The sequence below is a fragment of the Pseudomonas sp. Marseille-Q8238 genome, from assembly GCF_965111915.1.
The window spans coordinates 53,246-68,634 of the sequence record NZ_CBCOPI010000001.1 but is presented as its reverse complement, the minus strand read 5'-3'; the positions used below and the strand labels follow the sequence as shown (position 1 = coordinate 68,634).

At 64.1% G+C, this 15,389-nt stretch carries 16 protein-coding genes; 8 read left to right on the top strand and 8 right to left on the bottom strand.

Annotated elements, in window-relative coordinates; all coding sequences use genetic code 11:
- Window positions 1-23: 23 nt before the first annotated feature.
- The 5 genes from ACWPW0_RS00325 to ACWPW0_RS00305 all read right to left on the bottom strand — a co-directional run bounded on the left by ACWPW0_RS00325 (window position 24) and on the right by ACWPW0_RS00305 (window position 4,738).
- On the bottom strand, window positions 24-2,024 hold the full coding sequence (locus ACWPW0_RS00325) for a GGDEF domain-containing protein (protein ID WP_454254084.1): 2,001 nt from the start codon (window positions 2,022-2,024) through the stop codon (window positions 24-26).
- Window positions 2,021-2,902: an endonuclease/exonuclease/phosphatase family protein gene (locus ACWPW0_RS00320; protein WP_454254083.1), complete on the bottom strand. Its 882-nt coding sequence runs from the start codon at window positions 2,900-2,902 to the stop codon at window positions 2,021-2,023. Before ACWPW0_RS00320 ends, ACWPW0_RS00325 begins: the two co-directional genes overlap by 4 nt.
- A gap of 10 nt (window positions 2,903-2,912) precedes the next feature.
- Entirely contained in the window at window positions 2,913-3,542 is a 630-nt protein-coding gene (locus tag ACWPW0_RS00315) for a thiol:disulfide interchange protein DsbA/DsbL (protein ID WP_447587913.1), read from the bottom strand.
- Window positions 3,543-3,756: 214 nt separating this feature from the next.
- Window positions 3,757-4,401, bottom strand: coding sequence for a c-type cytochrome (locus ACWPW0_RS00310; RefSeq protein ID WP_447587911.1), 645 nt, complete (start codon window positions 4,399-4,401; stop codon window positions 3,757-3,759).
- 43 nt (window positions 4,402-4,444) lie between these two features.
- Window positions 4,445-4,738, bottom strand: a complete 294-nt coding sequence (locus ACWPW0_RS00305; protein ID WP_447587909.1) for a c-type cytochrome — start codon at window positions 4,736-4,738, stop codon at window positions 4,445-4,447.
- A gap of 202 nt (window positions 4,739-4,940) precedes the next feature.
- On the opposite strand from ACWPW0_RS00305, the gene yihA reads away from it, so the two are divergent.
- On the top strand, window positions 4,941-5,588 hold the full coding sequence (gene yihA, locus ACWPW0_RS00300) for a ribosome biogenesis GTP-binding protein YihA/YsxC (RefSeq protein WP_454254082.1): 648 nt from the start codon (window positions 4,941-4,943) through the stop codon (window positions 5,586-5,588).
- A gap of 336 nt (window positions 5,589-5,924) precedes the next feature.
- Here the strand turns inward: yihA and polA are convergent, their stop codons facing one another.
- Window positions 5,925-8,729, bottom strand: a complete 2,805-nt coding sequence (gene polA / locus ACWPW0_RS00295; RefSeq protein WP_454254081.1) for a DNA polymerase I — start codon at window positions 8,727-8,729, stop codon at window positions 5,925-5,927.
- Between the two features lie 73 nt (window positions 8,730-8,802).
- Between polA and ACWPW0_RS00290 the strand changes: the two genes are divergently transcribed.
- Together ACWPW0_RS00290 and ACWPW0_RS00285 are read left to right on the top strand one after the other, a co-directional pair.
- Entirely contained in the window at window positions 8,803-9,090 is a 288-nt protein-coding gene (locus tag ACWPW0_RS00290; protein ID WP_447587904.1) for a DUF2782 domain-containing protein, read from the top strand.
- Between the two features lie 59 nt (window positions 9,091-9,149).
- Entirely contained in the window at window positions 9,150-10,100 is a 951-nt protein-coding gene (locus ACWPW0_RS00285; protein ID WP_454254080.1) for a homoserine kinase, read from the top strand.
- 50 nt (window positions 10,101-10,150) lie between these two features.
- On the opposite strand, the gene ACWPW0_RS00280 is transcribed toward ACWPW0_RS00285, so the two are convergent.
- Window positions 10,151-11,062, bottom strand: coding sequence for a zinc ABC transporter substrate-binding protein (locus ACWPW0_RS00280; protein ID WP_454254079.1), 912 nt, complete (start codon window positions 11,060-11,062; stop codon window positions 10,151-10,153).
- A gap of 63 nt (window positions 11,063-11,125) precedes the next feature.
- Here ACWPW0_RS00280 and ACWPW0_RS00275 point away from each other — a divergent pair, with 63 nt between their 5' ends.
- Genes ACWPW0_RS00275 through znuB form a run of 3 tightly spaced genes read left to right on the top strand, consistent with a single transcriptional unit; the run spans window position 11,126 to window position 13,171 of the window.
- The gene (locus ACWPW0_RS00275) at window positions 11,126-11,626 is read left to right on the top strand and encodes a Fur family transcriptional regulator (RefSeq protein WP_454254078.1); all 501 of its coding nucleotides are present in this window, start codon (window positions 11,126-11,128) and stop codon (window positions 11,624-11,626) included.
- Window positions 11,623-12,390, top strand: coding sequence for a zinc ABC transporter ATP-binding protein ZnuC (gene znuC, locus ACWPW0_RS00270; protein WP_447587897.1), 768 nt, complete (start codon window positions 11,623-11,625; stop codon window positions 12,388-12,390). The genes ACWPW0_RS00275 and znuC overlap by 4 nt, the downstream gene beginning before the upstream one ends.
- Entirely contained in the window at window positions 12,383-13,171 is a 789-nt protein-coding gene (gene znuB / locus ACWPW0_RS00265) for a zinc ABC transporter permease subunit ZnuB (RefSeq protein ID WP_454254077.1), read from the top strand. The genes znuC and znuB overlap by 8 nt, the downstream gene beginning before the upstream one ends.
- A 52-nt stretch (window positions 13,172-13,223) precedes the next feature.
- Here the strand turns inward: znuB and ACWPW0_RS00260 are convergent, their stop codons facing one another.
- Window positions 13,224-14,117, bottom strand: a complete 894-nt coding sequence (locus ACWPW0_RS00260) for a LysR family transcriptional regulator (protein WP_454254076.1) — start codon at window positions 14,115-14,117, stop codon at window positions 13,224-13,226.
- A gap of 115 nt (window positions 14,118-14,232) precedes the next feature.
- Between ACWPW0_RS00260 and ACWPW0_RS00255 the strand changes: the two genes are divergently transcribed.
- Window positions 14,233-14,712, top strand: a complete 480-nt coding sequence (locus tag ACWPW0_RS00255) for a VOC family protein (protein ID WP_454254075.1) — start codon at window positions 14,233-14,235, stop codon at window positions 14,710-14,712.
- Window positions 14,699-15,292, top strand: a complete 594-nt coding sequence (locus ACWPW0_RS00250) for a glutathione S-transferase (protein ID WP_454254074.1) — start codon at window positions 14,699-14,701, stop codon at window positions 15,290-15,292. The genes ACWPW0_RS00255 and ACWPW0_RS00250 overlap by 14 nt, the downstream gene beginning before the upstream one ends.
- The last annotated feature ends 97 nt before the right edge of the window (window positions 15,293-15,389 follow it).

Genomic DNA, 15,389 nt, shown 5'->3' with positions numbered 1-15,389 from the left:
CACCCTGCGGGCGTGCTCTGGGTTTAGCCGAGCTCGATTCGATTGCGCCCTGATCCCTTGGCCCGATAGAGGGCCTGGTCGGCCCGTTTGAATGCCTGATCGACCTGGTCGCCGCTGGAAAAGGCGGTGATGCCACCGGACAGGGTGATCGTCACCGGTTCGCCCTTGAAGTGGAATGGACACGCCTCGATCGCCTCGCGCAGCGTCTCCAGCAACTGCTGCCCACCCGCCAGCGGCGTGGCCGGAATCAGCAGGACGAATTCTTCGCCACCAAAGCGCGCCATGAAATCGGTCTTGCGCAGGCGCTTGCTCAGCTCACTGGCAATCAGCTTCAGCACCTTGTCGCCCGCCAGGTGACCGTAGCCGTCGTTGATGCGCTTGAAGTGATCGATGTCCAGCACCGCCAGCAGCAAGTCGCCGCCATAACGTTGCCAGCGAGCCATTTCCAGCTCCACGCGCTCACTCCAGCCAGCACGATTGGCCAGCCCGGTCAGCGGATCGATCAGCGCCCTCTGCCGTTGTTCTTCGAGGTGATCACGGAAAACCTGAGCTTCCTGCTCCATGTCCGCCACGCGCTGGACCAACGCCTGCAGGCGCGCAGCGACATCCGCCTCACGACCATCGCGTTGACGCTGGTGCTCGCTGACGGTCGTGAGCAAACCGTCCAGCCTGGCCTCGAGCGCCTGCTTGAGGGTTTCCAGGTCAACCGCTTCCTGCACGCTGGCCTGCAAGCCGCTGACCTGTTCATGCAATTCGATATGGAAGCTGCGTGCGTTTTCCAGGCTTTCGCTGTAGCCGGCCTGGGCTTCGCTCAGGGTGCCGAGAAACGCCGCCAGACGCTCATTGAGTTGCTGCAGATAAACGGCAAATTCACGTTGACCACTATCCGTCACGGCCAGGACCAGCACCGCGAGGTCATCCAGCACCGGAACCAGTTCGTACCAGTTCAGCCCGCCCTGCATACGCGCGCGCAGGCTTTCGGCCTGCGGTTGGTGGCGCGTCGGCAACTCCAGTTCATCGAGCAAACCGAGCAGGCTGCGCGAGACATGGGGAGCTATTGCGCTGTAGCCAGGTTCCGGCAGCGGGGGCAGGGCATAGTCGGGATCACCCTCGCCAATCAGGATCCGGGCATCCAGCGGCAGGCTGTCCAGGACCGAAAGGGCGGTTGGCGCCGGGCGCTCTGCAACAACCACGTCGCAGGTCTCAGCCTGCAGGTCGACGTCAGACCTGGCCATAGCTGACACCAAGGGGGCCTCACTGACACGCGGCTCGGTGTCTTCCAGCACCACGGCCTCTGCCTCGGGCGCTGACGCTCCGGGCTGGGCAATGGCAGCCGGAGCTTCAGCCAGCGTTGGCGTTGGCGTTGGCGTTGGCGTTGGCGTTGGCGTTGGCGTTGGCGTTGGCGTTGGCGTTGGCGTTGGCGTTGGCGTTGGCGTTGGCGTTGGCAGGGGAGCGTGCGGGGCCTCCTCCACGACCGCAACCCCGGGTGCCGCATCTGCCTCATCGCGACTGCCGAACAAACGCTGCAGCAGGCCCGGACGAGCCACCTGATCGCTGCCTAATACGGCCAGTACGTTCTGCTGCAAGCTGCTCAGCTCAGCGAGCAATGCCGGCAGCTCGCGTGACTGACTGGCGCGCTCGTCGACACGTTTGACGAACTGCTTGAGCGGTTTGCGTACCTCACGGGGCAACTCCAGCGCCAGCAGTTGCTGGGTCAGTTGGGTCAGCCCGGCGACATTCTGCTCGGCCCGCAACTGGCGGCGCTGCTCGGAGTCCAGCACGGCCTTTTCCAGACGCGGGATAAGTGCCGACAGCCCGGCATCCATCTGATCGCCGCGGATCACATTGCGCAGCTCCTGCATGCACTGGTCGACGGCCTTGTCACTGCCCTCGGCTGCCAGCGAGCTGCGCACCAAGCCACGCCGAAGCAAGTCCAGACGCGCCTCCCAGCGCCGCTCCAGCTCCTCCTGTTGCTCGAGGCTCTCCAGGTATTTGTGCTTCCAGCGCTGGCTATCATCAGTCATGGGGATGATCCGGGAACGAGCGATTTAGTCTGGCAATCGTTGCCATATTGCCCTGCCGGCAGACGGATATCGACTGCCACCGGCAGGTGATCGGAAATGGGCTGGCTAAGGACTTCCACTCGCTCCAGGGTCAGCTCGGGACTCAACAGAATATGGTCCAGGCAACGCTGCGGCCGCCAGCTGGGGAAGGTCGCCTCGGCCTGGGGCGCGATCAGGCCCAGGTCACGCAACGGCGAGTTCTGCAGCAATTCATTGGCATGGGTGTTCATGTCGCCCATCAGGATCTGGTGGCGATAGCCACCGATCAGCTCGCGGATATAGGCGAGCTGGCGCGTGCGGGTACGGGCCCCCAGCGCCAGGTGCATCATGACCACCACCAGCGCATCCGCCCCCTCGCCAAAGCGCAGCAGAATGGCGCCACGCCCCGCTGGGCCGGGCAATGGGTGGTCTTCCATAAGACTGGGCTGCAAGCGGCTGAGCACGCCGTTGCTGTGCTGGGCGAAACGCCCGAGGTTGCGATTGAGCTGCTGGTACCAGTAGGGGAAGGCACCCAACTCGGCCAGGTGTTCGACCTGATTGACGTAGCCAGAGCGCAGGCTGCCGCCGTCAGCCTCCTGCAAGGCGACCAGATCGAAGTCACCGAGCAGGTCGCCGATACGCTGCAGGTTACCGGCACGCCCAACATGTGGCAGCAGGTGCTGCCAGCTGCGGGTCAGGTAGTGCCGGTAGCGCTGGGTGCTGATGCCGACCTGGATATTGAAGCTGAGTAGGCGCAGGCGGCCATCAGCCGGCAAACCGCCGTTGGATTCCGAGCAATGTCCATTGACCTGTGGCGTGCACAGGCTGGCGGATCGCCCGGGATTCCGACGGCGTAGCATGGCAAGGCACTCAGTGAGCGGCGCGCTCTTTGGCGATCAGGAAGTCAGCCACTTGCAGCGCTTCTTTCTCGCCGCCGGACGAACGCACGTCGAAACGGTATTTGCCGTTGACGATCAGCACCGGTACGCCGGTGATCTGATAAGCCTTGGCCAGTTGACGCGCCTTGGCCATCTGGCCTTTCACGGCGAAGGAGTTGTACATGCTGAGGAAGCTGTCACGGTCGACACCCTGACCGACGAGGAAGTCTGCCATTTCTTCAGGTGTGTCCAACTGTTTGCCCTGGGTGTGGATGGCGTCGAATACGGCCTTGTGCACCTTGTGCTCGACTTTCATCAGGTCGAGGGTGATGAACAGCTGACCGTGGATATCCCAGGTACGACCGAACAGGGCGGGAACGCGTACGAAGTTGACGTCGGCCGGCAGCTTGTCGACCCAGGCGTTGAGGGTCGGCTCGAACTGGTAGCAATGCGGGCAGCCATACCAGAACATTTCCACCACTTCGATCTTGCCCGGCTGCGAGACCGGCACCGGATTCTGCAGCTCGACATATTGCTTGCCGGCTTCGATGGTATCGGCCTGGGCACTGAGGCCGAACAGGCTGAGGGTGGCGAGGAAGGTACCGAGAATCAGGTTACGCATGCAGGACTCCTTGGCGAACGGGGACCGCGCGGGGCGCAGTCGGTTTTCGACCGGCGCCCGCATGGCGGGTTCCGGCATTGTAGCGGCGCGGGCAATAAAAAATCGCCGGGTGCGCTTTTTTACCTCTCTTGCGCAGGCCCGAAGAGTACTGCCAAACAGTGCAGGCATAAAAAAGGGTGGCCATGGCCACCCTTTTGTTTGCGCTCAGGCGTGCTTAGTGCAGGCCCTGGACATAGCTGGAAACCGCAGCGATATCCTTGTTACTCAGCTTGGCAGCGATGGCGCGCATGATCATGGTGTCGCCATCGTTGGTGCGGTTGCCTTCGCGGAAGTCGGTCAGTTGCTTGGCCACATAGGCGGCGTGCTGGCCACCCAGGTGCGGGAAGCCGGCAGCGGCGTTACCCGCGCCATCCGGAGCATGGCAACCGGTGCACGCCGGCATGCCTTCTTCGAGCTTGCCGCCACGGAACAGGGCTTCACCGCGAGCGACCAATGCAGGGTCGGCAGCACCGACGCTGGTTTTCTGGCTGGCGAAGTAGGCGGCGATATCGGCCAGATCCTGTTCGTTGAAGTTGTCCAGCATGCCGGTCATTTCAAGCACTTTCCGGCCCTTGCCCGCCTCAGCGGTCGGCGCGGTGCCGGCCTTGATGTCATGCAGTTGCTTGAGCAGGTAGCGCTCACCTTGACCCGCCAGCTTCGGAAAGTTCGGCGCCGGGCTATTGCCGTCAGCACCGTGGCAGGCGCCGCATACGGCGGTTTTTGCCTGGCCGGCGGTAGCATCACCGACGATCTTGTCGGCGCTGTGCGCGGCAGCGGAGACACCGAGGGTCAACAGCAAGCTCACCAGTAGTTTGTTCATCAGCTAATCCAATAACGGCTAGAGGTAATAGGTTTTTACGGGACTACTCGCTCATCAACTCGATGACGGCCTGGTAGTCCTCGGTACTGCAATTCATGCACAAACCACCGGGTGGCATGGCATTCAAACCGTGGGTAACGCTTCTTACCAAGGTGTCCATGCCCTTGGCCAATCGTGGCGTCCAGGCTGCCTTGTCGCCTCGCTTGGGCGCCATCGGCAATTGTCCATCATGGCAGGCCGAACAGGTCTTGGCGTATACCGCCTGTGCATCCTGCGCTGCCTGTACGGCACCCACCAAGGCCCAAAACAAGGCAACACCCAGCAACCATTTTTTCATGGGCCAACCTCATCGGGGCCGGGAATCACCTGCGTTCTATCGCGCAGTCGACTGAAACATTCCCGGAACAACGGATGGGACAAAGCGCACACAAAATCTGCGGCATTATATACTGGCGTCGCTGAAACGGAAGCGACACCATGCCGCGCCTCGAAAGCGCCACCCTGCTGCGCGGCACGTCCGCCCTAATCGGAACCTCCCCATGCAACCCAAGAATCCCATCATCGGCCTGTGTCAGCAGGCTGCCTTCATGATCAGCGCGGCCAAGGTCGACCAGTGCCCACCGGACCAGGGCCTCGAAGTGGCCTTCGCCGGTCGCTCCAACGCCGGCAAGTCGAGCGCGCTGAATACCCTGACCCATGCGAGCCTGGCCCGCACCTCGAAAACCCCGGGGCGCACGCAGCTACTCAACTTCTTTCGCCTGGATGACGAGCGCCGCCTGGTCGACCTGCCCGGCTATGGCTATGCCAAGGTGCCGATCCCGCTCAAGCAGCACTGGCAGCGGCACCTCGAAGCCTACCTGGGCAGCCGTGAAAGCCTCGCCGGGCTGATGCTGATGATGGACATCCGCCACCCGCTGACCGAATTCGACTGCATGATGCTCGACTGGTCCAAGGCCAGCCACATGCCGCTGCACATCCTGCTGACCAAGGCCGACAAGCTGGCCTTCGGTGCCGCCAAGAACGCACTGCTCAAGGTGCGTCAGGACATCCGCAAGGGCTGGGGCGAGGACGTCGGTATCCAGCTGTTCTCGGCCCCCAAGCGCCAAGGTGTGGAAGAAGCCCAGGCCGTGCTGGCCCAGTGGCTCGGGTTGACCGGCGAAGCAGCAGACGAAGAAATCGAAGCCTGAATCGCGGACAAAAAATCGGCGGGAGCGGTTTTTGACGTTGCGCAGCAACGGCCCGAAGGGTGATCGCCAGGAATGGCGGGCAAAAAAAACCCCGGCTTCGTATGGGGAGGAAGAAACCGGGGTTCAATTCTGAACCGCTAGGGCGGGGTTCAGAGATCTGCCAACACTAAACACAACAAAGGAGCATCGAAGGGCTACAAGCCATTCGTAAACTCTGACCGGCCGCCTTGGCCGTTAGTTCAACTTTTCTTAAACTCTGTCGTTCTTAAAAAAGCGCTTTTTAGATCGCAGCGTAAAGAACGCGCGCTTAACACTGCGACCTTATGCCGCATCACGTCAGTGGGCTTCATCCCAGTTGGCGCCGACTCCAGCCTCGACCAGCAACGGCACATCAAGCTCCGCTGCCGCGCTCATCAATGGCAGCAACCCGGCCTTGAGGTCCTCGACCTGGTCCTCGCGGACCTCCAGAACCAGTTCATCGTGTACCTGCAGGATGACCTTGGCATCCAGACTGCAGGTCGCCAGCCACTCGTCCACCGCGACCATCGCGCGCTTCATGATGTCCGCCGCGGTGCCCTGCATCGGTGCGTTGATCGCCGTGCGTTCGGCGCCTTTGCGCAGCGACGGGTTCTTCGCATTGATGTCCGGCAAATACAGCCGGCGGCCGAACAGGGTTTCCACATAACCCTGCTGGGCGGCTTGTTCCCGGGTGCGCTCCATGTAGGCCAGCACGCCTGGGTAGCGCGCGAAATAGCGGTCGATATAGGCCTGCGCCTGCTTGCGGTCGACGTCGATCTGCTTGGCCAGGCCGAAGGCGCTCATGCCGTAGATCAGGCCGAAGTTGATCGCCTTGGCCTTGCGCCGCTGGTCGTTGCTGACCTCCTCCAGCGTGACGCCGAACACCTCGGCGGCAGTGGCCTTGTGCACGTCACGGTCATGGCGGAAGGCATCCAGCAGGCCTTCGTCCTTGGCCAGGTGGGCCATGATGCGCAGCTCGATCTGCGAATAGTCCGCCGCCACCAGCTTGTAGCCCTTGGGGGCGATGAATGCCTGGCGGATACGCCGGCCTTCGGCGGTGCGGATCGGGATGTTCTGCAGGTTCGGATCACTGGATGACAGGCGTCCGGTCGCGGCCACGGCCTGGTGATAGCTGGTGTGGATGCGTCCGGTGCGCGGGTTGATCTGCTCCGGCAGGCGGTCGGTGTAGGTGCTCTTGAGCTTGCTCAGGCTGCGGTACTGCATCAGCACCTTGGGCAGCTCGAAGTCCTGCTCGGCCAGTTCGGCAAGCACCGCTTCGGCGGTGGAGGCCTGGCCGGTGGCGGTCTTGCTGATCACCGGCAGGCCGAGCTTTTCATAGAGGATCGCGCCGAGCTGCTTGGGCGAGCCGAGGTTGAACTCCTCGCCGGCGATGGCGAAGGCCTGACGCTCCAGCTCGACCAGGCGCTCGCCCAGCTCGACGCTGTGCTCGCCGAGCAGCTTGGCGTCTACCAGCGCGCCCTGGCGCTCGATACGCGCCAGCACCGGCACCAGCGGCATTTCGATTTCGCGCAGCACCTTGGCCAGCGTTGGCGTGGCCTCGAGTTTCTGCCACAGGGTCTGGTGCAACCGCAGGGTGATATCCGCATCCTCGGCGGCGTAGGGGCCGGCCTGTTCCAGGGCGATCTGGTCGAAGGTCAGTTGCTTGGCGCCCTTGCCGGCGATGTCTTCGAAACGGATGGTGCCGTGGTCGAGGTACTTCATCGCCAGGCTATCCATATCGTGGCGCGTGGCGGTGGAGTCGAGCACATAGGATTCGAGCATGGTGTCGAAGGCCACACCCTGCACGTTGACCGGCGTCGAGGCGTTGGCCAGCACGTTGATGTCGTACTTGGCATGCTGGCCGACCTTGGCCTTGGCCGGGTCTTCGAGAAGCGGCTTGAGTGCACGCAGCACCGCATCGCGGTCCAGTTGTGCCGGCACGCCCATGTAGCTGTGAGCCAGTGGCACGTAGGCTGCCTCGTGGGGCTCGACCGCAAAAGACACGCCCACTACCTGCGCCTGCTGCGGGTCGAGGCTGGTGGTTTCGGTGTCGAAGGCAATCAGCTCTGCCGCCTGCAGTTTGTGCAGCCAGGCATCGAAGCGCGCCTGATCCAGCACGGTTTCATAGCGCGAGTCACTGGCAACTGCCTGCTCCTCCACCTCGCTCACGACCTCCGGCTCATCGAACAGGCCACCCGTGGGCGCTGGCTTGGCGACCACCTTGGCAACCGGCTTGCTCTTCGCCTGGCTGCGCTGCAACTCATCCATCCAGCCGCGGAATTCCAGCTCGGTGTACAGCGCCAGCAACGCCTCGTGATCCGGCTCGCCCGGATGCAGCGATTCGATCGTGATATCCAGCGGCACGTCGAGCTTGATGGTCGCCAGCTGGTACGACAGGTAGGCCATTTCCTTGTGCTCGGTCAGCTTGGCCGGCAGGGTCTTGGCGCCACGGATGGGCAACTCGGGGACCTTGTCGAGGTTGGCGTAGAGCACGTCGAGGCCGCCACCAACACCGACCAGCAGACCCAGCGCGGTTTTCTCGCCGACACCCGGCACACCGGGAATGTTGTCGACCTTGTCGCCCATCAGCGCCAGGTAATCGATGATCAGCTCGGGGCCGACACCAAACTTCTGCCTCACGCCTTCGATGTCGTAGACGCTGCCGGTCATGGTATTGACCAGGGTCACGTGCGGGCAGACCAGTTGCGCCATGTCCTTGTCGCCGGTGGAGATCACCACATCGCGCCCCTCGGCGGCGCACTGGCGGGCGAGGGTGCCGATCACGTCATCGGCCTCGACACCTTCCACGCACAGCAGCGGATAACCAAGGGCACGCACACTGGCGTGCAGCGGCTCGACCTGGCCGCGCAGCTCATCGGGCATCGGCGGGCGGTTGGCCTTGTACTCGGCGAAGATGGCATCGCGGAAGGTGCCGCCCTTGGCGTCGAAGACCACGGCGAACGGGCTGTCCGGGTACTGCTTGCGCAGGCTCTTGAGCATGTTCAACACACCCTTGACCGCGCCGGTCTGCAAACCCTTCGACGTCGCCAGGGGCGGCAGGGCATGGAAGGCGCGGTACAGGTAGGAGGACCCGTCGACCAGAACAAGAGGTGTGTTGGACATGCGCAAGATCAACCTTTTCCACGGGTCCGGCGCTAGAATGCACGGACCATTGACGATAAAGGACAAGGTTACCATGCGCGCACTCAACCGCCTGTTGTTGACCGGCTTGCTGGCCATGAGCCCGATGCTCGCCCTCGCTGCCGATGACGCCCCGAGCGCCGATCCAGACGTGACCATTCGCCAGGACGGCGACCGCACCATCACCGAATACCGGCAGAACGGCTTCCTCTACGCGATCAAAGTCACCCCGAGCAAGGGCAAGCCTTACTTCCTGGTGCGCGCGGACGGTAGCGAAGGCAACTTCATCCGTTCCGACCAGCCAGACATGCTGATCCCCGCCTGGGAAATCTTTAAGTGGTAAACGCCGCGTGGACGCTGGCGACAGCGTCCTCCTGGCCCTGATCTGCGAGCCGTTGCCCCATGTCGGTTTTCACCCCTCTCGAACGCCCCGAGCTGGAAGACTTCCTCGTCCCCTACCAACTGGGGCGCCTGAAAGACTTCCAGGGCATCGGTGCCGGTACCGAGAACAGCAATTTCTTCGTCAGCCTGGAGGCCGGCGAATATGTGCTGACCCTGATCGAACGCGGCCCCCAGGCTGATCTGCCGTTCTTCGTCGAGCTACTCGGGCGCCTGCACGAAGCCGGCCTGCCAGTGCCGTATGCACTGCCGACGGCAAGCGGCGTACGCCTGCGTGAACTGGCTGGCAAACCGGCCCTGCTGCAACCACGCTTGCAGGGCAGCCACATCAGCCAGCCCAATGCCCATCATTGTGCTGAGGTCGGCAGCTGGCTCGCCCGCCTGCACCTGGCCACCCGCGAGCAGATCCTCGAACGGCGCAGCGATCGCGGCCTGGACTGGATGCTTGAAGAAGGTCCGTTACTGGCCCTGCAGCTGCCCGACAAACTCCTGCCGCTGCTGCGCGACAGCCTCGACGAGGTGACCACGTTGCAGCCGCGCATTCTCGCCCTGCCACGTGCCAACCTGCATGCCGATCTGTTCCGCGACAACGTGCTGTTCGAAGGCAATCACCTGAGCGGGGTCATCGACTTCTATAACGCCTGCTCCGGCCCGATGTTGTACGACCTGGCGATCACCGTGAACGACTGGTGTTCCCAGGCCGACGAACGCCTCGATGGCCCACGTGCGCGCGCCCTGCTCGGCGCCTATGCCGCGCTGCGACCGTTCACGCCGACCGAAGCCGAACTGTGGCCCGCCATGTTGCGCATCGCCTGTCTGCGTTTCTGGCTGTCGCGACTGATCGCCGCCCAGTCCTTCGCCGGCCAGGATGTGCTGATCCACGATCCCGCCGAAATCCAGCGTCGCCTCTTGCAGCGCCAACAGGTCGACTGCCCGTTGCCGCTGGCGCTTTAGTCGAGCGAGTCTACGTACAGCGCCCCTGCGACGGCTTACTCAAGTGGGTGTTACAGCGCCTCCAGGCAGCCGGCCAGTTGTTCGGCCAGATCGCCGAGCAACTGCTCGTAACCCTGGGCAGAAACGGGCAGGGCGCCGCCCAGGGCATCCATCTCCGCCAGTTTCACCGGCAACCCGGCAGTCAGGGTTTCGGCCAGGCGCGGACGCAACGGCGGCTCACTGAACACACAAGTCGGCCCGGTTGCCTGCAAGCGTGCGCGCATCGCCGCCACATGCCGGGCACCTGGCTGCACGTCGCCCAGCACACTGAACACACCGGCATGCTCGAGGCCATAGGCCGACTCGAAGTAGTCGTAGGCTTCGTGGAAGACGAAATAGGGCTTGCCGGCAACGCCCTGCAGTCGGGCCTTGAGGCGTTGATCCAAGGCATCCAGGCGCTCGCCGAAGGCCTTCAGGTTGGCCTGATAACGGGCCGCATTGGCCGGGTCGGCAGCGGCCAGATCCGCCGCCATGCGCGCGGCGATCACGCGGGCGTTGTACGGCAGCAACCAGAGATGCGCGTCCAGGGTCCCTGGACGGTGGTCATGGTCATGCGCGTCGGCATCACCGTGGTCGTGTGCGTCATGCCCTTCGCCGAAATGGCGCAACTGCATGTCCGGTAATCCCTGCACGGCAATGCTCGGCAAGGTACGCGACTGCAGAACCCGCGGCAGGAAGGCCTCCATGTCCGGGCCGATCCAGTACAGCAGTGCCACGCTCTGCACCTTGCGCACATCGGAAGGGCGCAGGGCGAAGTTGTGCGGCGAGGCGCCCGGTGGCAACAGCACATCCGGGGTTCCGACGCCGTCTTGTACCGCCGCGGCGATCAATTGCAATGGCTTGATGCTGGTCAGCACCTGCACATCGGCACGCGCATTGAGAGAGCAGAGAAGCAGCAGGAGCAGGGCGGAGAAACGCGACACGGGGCAACACCTGAGGGGCAAAGAGTAATAGAATAACGTCTCTTACCCCGGACGTCGCCGCCCATGCTCAAACCTCACACCGCCCAGACCCCACTGGTCTACCTGCCCCACGACCACGCCCAGTGCGTGAACAGTGCCCTGGCCGATGCGGATGCCATCTGCGCCAAGCTGGGGGTGCGCCTGACCGCACTGCGCAAACGCGTACTGGAGCTGGTCTGGCAGAGCCACAAGCCACTCGGCGCCTACGACATTCTCGGTGTACTCAGCGAGGAGGACGGCCGTCGCGCCGCGCCACCGACCGTCTATCGGGCGCTGGATTTCCTCCTGGAAAACGGCCTGGTGCACCGCATCGCCTCGCTCAACGCCTTCATCGGTTGCGTGCGCCCGGAGCATGCTCACCAGGGCCAGTTCCTGATCTGCAAAAACTGCCGCACCACCGTCGAGCTGGAAGCGCAGGCGATCAGCGACGCCATCGTCAGCAGTGCCGCTGACGTCGGTTTTGCCGTGGAAGGACAGACCGTGGAAGTCATCGGCCTGTGCGCCGGCTGCCGGAGCGGCGCATGAGCGAAACGCTGATCCAGCTCGATGGCGTCGGGGTCGCCTTCTCCGGCCAGGCCGTCCTGCAGGATGTGCAACTGGCGGTGCGCGCCGGCGAGATCGTCACCCTGATCGGCCCCAATGGCGCCGGCAAGACCACCCTGGTGCGCGCCGTGCTCGGCCTGCTCAAACCGGACAGCGGCCAGGTGCAGCGAAAGGCCCGCCTGCGCATCGGCTACATGCCGCAGAAGTTACAGGTCGAAAGCACCTTGCCGCTGTCCGTGTTGCGCTTCCTGCGCCTGGTACCTGGCGTGGACCGCAGCATGGCGCAGGACGCGCTGGCCGAGGTGGGCGCCGAGCAGGTCATCGACAGCCCGCTGCAGAGTATTTCCGGCGGCGAACTGCAGCGGGTGCTGCTGGCCCGCGCACTGCTGCGCAAGCCGCAACTGCTGGTACTCGATGAGCCGGTGCAGGGCGTCGACGTCGCCGGCCAGGCCGAGCTGTACCGCCTGATCACCCGCCTGCGCGACCGCTACGGTTGCGGTGTGCTGATGGTCTCCCACGACCTGCACCTGGTGATGAGCACCACCGACCAGGTGATCTGCCTGAATCGTCACGTGTGCTGCTCAGGACACCCGGCCCAGGTCAGCAACGATCCGGTGTTCGTCGAAATGTTCGGCCAGGACGCCAAGAGCCTCGCGGTCTACCACCACCATCACGACCACAGCCATGACCTGCATGGCGCGGTCCTCAAACCCCACGTCCACGGCCCGCACTGCAACCATGGCTGATTTTCTGCTCAACGCTCTGCTCGCCGGCCTGGCCCTGGCCCTGGTGGCTGGCCCGCTCGGTTCCTTCGTGGTCTGGCGGCGCATGGCTTATTTCGGCGACACCCTGTCCCATGCGGCACTGCTCGGCGTGGCACTGGGCCTGATGCTCGATATCAGCCCGACCCTGGCGGTGACCGTCGGCTGCCTGTTGCTCGCCGTGCTATTGGTGACCCTGCAACAGCGCCAGCCGCTGGCCTCGGACACCCTGCTCGGCATCCTCGCGCCGACCACCCTGTCCCTGGGCCTGGTTGCCCTGAGCTTCATGAAGGATGTACGCATCGACCTGCTGGCCTACCTGTTCGGCGATCTGCTGGCCGTCAGCACCAGCGACCTGGCCTGGATCATCGGCGGCAGCGCTCTGGTCCTGCTGCTTCTGCTGCCTCTCTGGCGGCAGCTGCTGGCCATTACCGTGCACGAGGAACTCGCCCGCGTCGAAGGCCTGCCGGTCGCCGGCCTGCGCCTGGGTCTGATGCTGCTGATCGCCGTGGTGATCGCCGTGGCGATGAAGATCGTCGGTGTGCTGCTGATCACCTCGCTGCTGATCATTCCCGCCGCCGCCGCCCAACGCCATGCACGCACCCCGGAGCAGATGGCCGTGGGCGCCAGCCTGCTCGGCATGCTCGCGGTGTGTGGCGGCCTGAGCCTGTCCTGGTACCAGGACACGCCGGCCGGCCCGTCGATCGTGGTCGCCGCCGCCAGCCTGTTCCTGCTCAGCTTCGTCCTGCCACGCCGGGCACGCTGATCGTCCGTCTCAGTCTTGCCAGTGCATACGACTCACCTTGCGGGCGCCTTGCTCAGGAAGGATCGGGAATCGATGCCTTCAATCGTGGCGCGGCCCAGTCGATGAAGCGGCGTACCCGTGGCGACAGCAGGCGCGAATGCGGGTAGACCATCTGGATCGGTACATCGGGCGTCTCGAACGCCCGCAGTAAACGCACCAGGCGCTCGTCGGCCAGCGCATCGGCGACCTGGTAGTGCAGCAAGCGCACCACACCCATGCCCTCGATGCTCGCGGCGCGGGCCACCTCGACCTGGTTCAGCAGCAGCTTCGCCGATACCTCGACACTCAGCGCCTGCCCCTGCTCCAAAAAAGCCCAGCACGGGCCGTGCTGGGCAAAGACGATACAGTCACGCTCACGCAACGTGGCGGGATGCTTGATCGGTCCCGCCTGCAGCAAGCCGGGATGGACGCAGACCACGTGGCGAGTCGCGCCCAGGGTGATCGCGGTCATCGAAGAATCCGGCAGATGGCCGATACGGATCGCCAGGTCCAGCCCTTCCTCCAGCAAGTCGACCGTGCGGTCCAGCAGGGTCAGTTCGACCTGCATGCCCGGATGCGCGCGCAGGAATTCATTCACCAGCGGCGCCACGTGGCGCTGGCCGAACGCCACCGGCGCGGTCAGGCGCAACAGCCCGCCCGGGTCCTGCTGGCGCGCCTCGAAGCGCTGTTCGAGCGTATCGAACTCCGCCAGCATGCGCCGGCTCCAGGCCAGGTACTCGGCCCCTTCGTCGGTCAGCGCCAAGCGCCGGGTATTGCGGTTCAACAGGCGCACACCCAGGTGTTTCTCCAGCGCCGCGAGACTGCGCACGACCGACGCGGCGGACTGGCCAAGGGCATCGGCAGCCGCGCTGAGGCTGCCGGTCTCGACGATGCGCACGAAGGTCGCCATGGCTTTGAGCCTGTCCATCCTTCCCTTCCCATCTGTGCATGGAATGCAACGGTGTTGTAAGGCCCGCGCCATTGGTGGCCTGGCAATCGGCGGGGATACTGCCGACGTCCACTGTCGACCGCAAGGCATCGCCATGAATCCCGCAAACCCTCACGCCAGCGCTTCATTGCCACCCGTGCAGAACAACCCCGCACGGATCCTCACCTATGACCACGTGGGCATTCGCGTCAGCGATCGGCGCCGTGCCCTCGACTTCTATCAAAGCCTGGGCTTCGTCGAAAGCGCGGCCTTTCCCGAACATGAAGCCAACGAGATGCTCAGCGCCGACGGCGTACGCATCAACCTCATCTTCAACGCCGCCCGACGGCCGCAGGCCCGCAATGTCCTGCTGGACGAGCCGATAAAACTGCCCGGCATGACCCACCCGGCTTTCGTCGTCGATGATCTCGCTCGCCTCCAGACGTGGCTGGAGCAGCGCGACATCCGGATCACCGAAGGACCACACCCCATCGGACCACGCCGCATCGCCCTGTTCATCCGCGACCCGGACGGCAACGTCCTCGAGTTCAATCAACTGACTGCCCCCCAGGAGAACCTGCATGACGCTCTATGATCTGGAACTGTCCGGAAACTGCTACAAGGTCCGGCTGTTCGCCGCCCTGGCCAATATCGACCTGACGATCACGCCTGTCGATTTCCTTGCCGGCGAACACAAGCGCGCGCCCCTGAGCGTCCTCAACCCCTGGACCGAGCTGCCCATCCTGGTGGATGGCAAGCGCGTATTGCGTGACTCCCAGGCCATCCTCGTGTACCTGGCAGGTACTCGCGGTGGCGCCGCCTGGTGGCCGGTAGAAGCGCCCCAGCAGGCAGAAATCATGCAGTGGCTGTCGACCGCCGCCAACGAGATCCAGAACGGCCCCGGCGCCGCTCGCCTGGTGGACAAGTTCGGCTATGCCATCGACAAGACCGACGCCCTCAAGCGCGCGGCGCGCATTCTCGACCTCATCGATACGCACCTGCAGCAGCATGACTGGCTGGCACTGGGGCGCCCGACCATCGCCGACTGCGCCGTGTATCCCTATGTCGCCCTGGCGCCGGAAGGTGGCATCGACCTGACACCCTATCCCCACATCATCCGCTGGATCGCGCGGATCAAGGCCCTGCCCGGCTACCTGACCATGCCCGGCACCTGAGGGCGCCCTGGATCGCAACGGGCCGCTCTAGAGCGCATATCCGACTGCAATAACGAAATAACTAGCGGTTAAAAACAGCGATAAAGAGGGCTTCGTC

Coding starts and splice junctions, on each gene's coding strand:
- ACWPW0_RS00290 (WP_447587904.1), top strand. CDS start 8,803: ATGCGCGCACTCAACCGCCTGTTGTTGACCGGCTTGCTGGCCATGAGC.
- znuB (WP_454254077.1), top strand. CDS start 12,383: ATGGCTGATTTTCTGCTCAACGCTCTGCTCGCCGGCCTGGCCCTGGCC.
- yihA (WP_454254082.1), top strand. CDS start 4,941: ATGCAACCCAAGAATCCCATCATCGGCCTGTGTCAGCAGGCTGCCTTC.
- ACWPW0_RS00315 (WP_447587913.1), bottom strand. CDS start 3,542: ATGCGTAACCTGATTCTCGGTACCTTCCTCGCCACCCTCAGCCTGTTC.
- ACWPW0_RS00260 (WP_454254076.1), bottom strand. CDS start 14,117: ATGGACAGGCTCAAAGCCATGGCGACCTTCGTGCGCATCGTCGAGACC.
- ACWPW0_RS00310 (WP_447587911.1), bottom strand. CDS start 4,401: ATGAACAAACTACTGGTGAGCTTGCTGTTGACCCTCGGTGTCTCCGCT.
- ACWPW0_RS00305 (WP_447587909.1), bottom strand. CDS start 4,738: ATGAAAAAATGGTTGCTGGGTGTTGCCTTGTTTTGGGCCTTGGTGGGT.
- ACWPW0_RS00320 (WP_454254083.1), bottom strand. CDS start 2,902: ATGCTACGCCGTCGGAATCCCGGGCGATCCGCCAGCCTGTGCACGCCA.
- ACWPW0_RS00325 (WP_454254084.1), bottom strand. CDS start 2,024: ATGACTGATGATAGCCAGCGCTGGAAGCACAAATACCTGGAGAGCCTC.
- ACWPW0_RS00275 (WP_454254078.1), top strand. CDS start 11,126: ATGCTCAAACCTCACACCGCCCAGACCCCACTGGTCTACCTGCCCCAC.
- ACWPW0_RS00285 (WP_454254080.1), top strand. CDS start 9,150: ATGTCGGTTTTCACCCCTCTCGAACGCCCCGAGCTGGAAGACTTCCTC.
- ACWPW0_RS00255 (WP_454254075.1), top strand. CDS start 14,233: ATGAATCCCGCAAACCCTCACGCCAGCGCTTCATTGCCACCCGTGCAG.
- ACWPW0_RS00250 (WP_454254074.1), top strand. CDS start 14,699: ATGACGCTCTATGATCTGGAACTGTCCGGAAACTGCTACAAGGTCCGG.
- znuC (WP_447587897.1), top strand. CDS start 11,623: ATGAGCGAAACGCTGATCCAGCTCGATGGCGTCGGGGTCGCCTTCTCC.
- polA (WP_454254081.1), bottom strand. CDS start 8,729: ATGTCCAACACACCTCTTGTTCTGGTCGACGGGTCCTCCTACCTGTAC.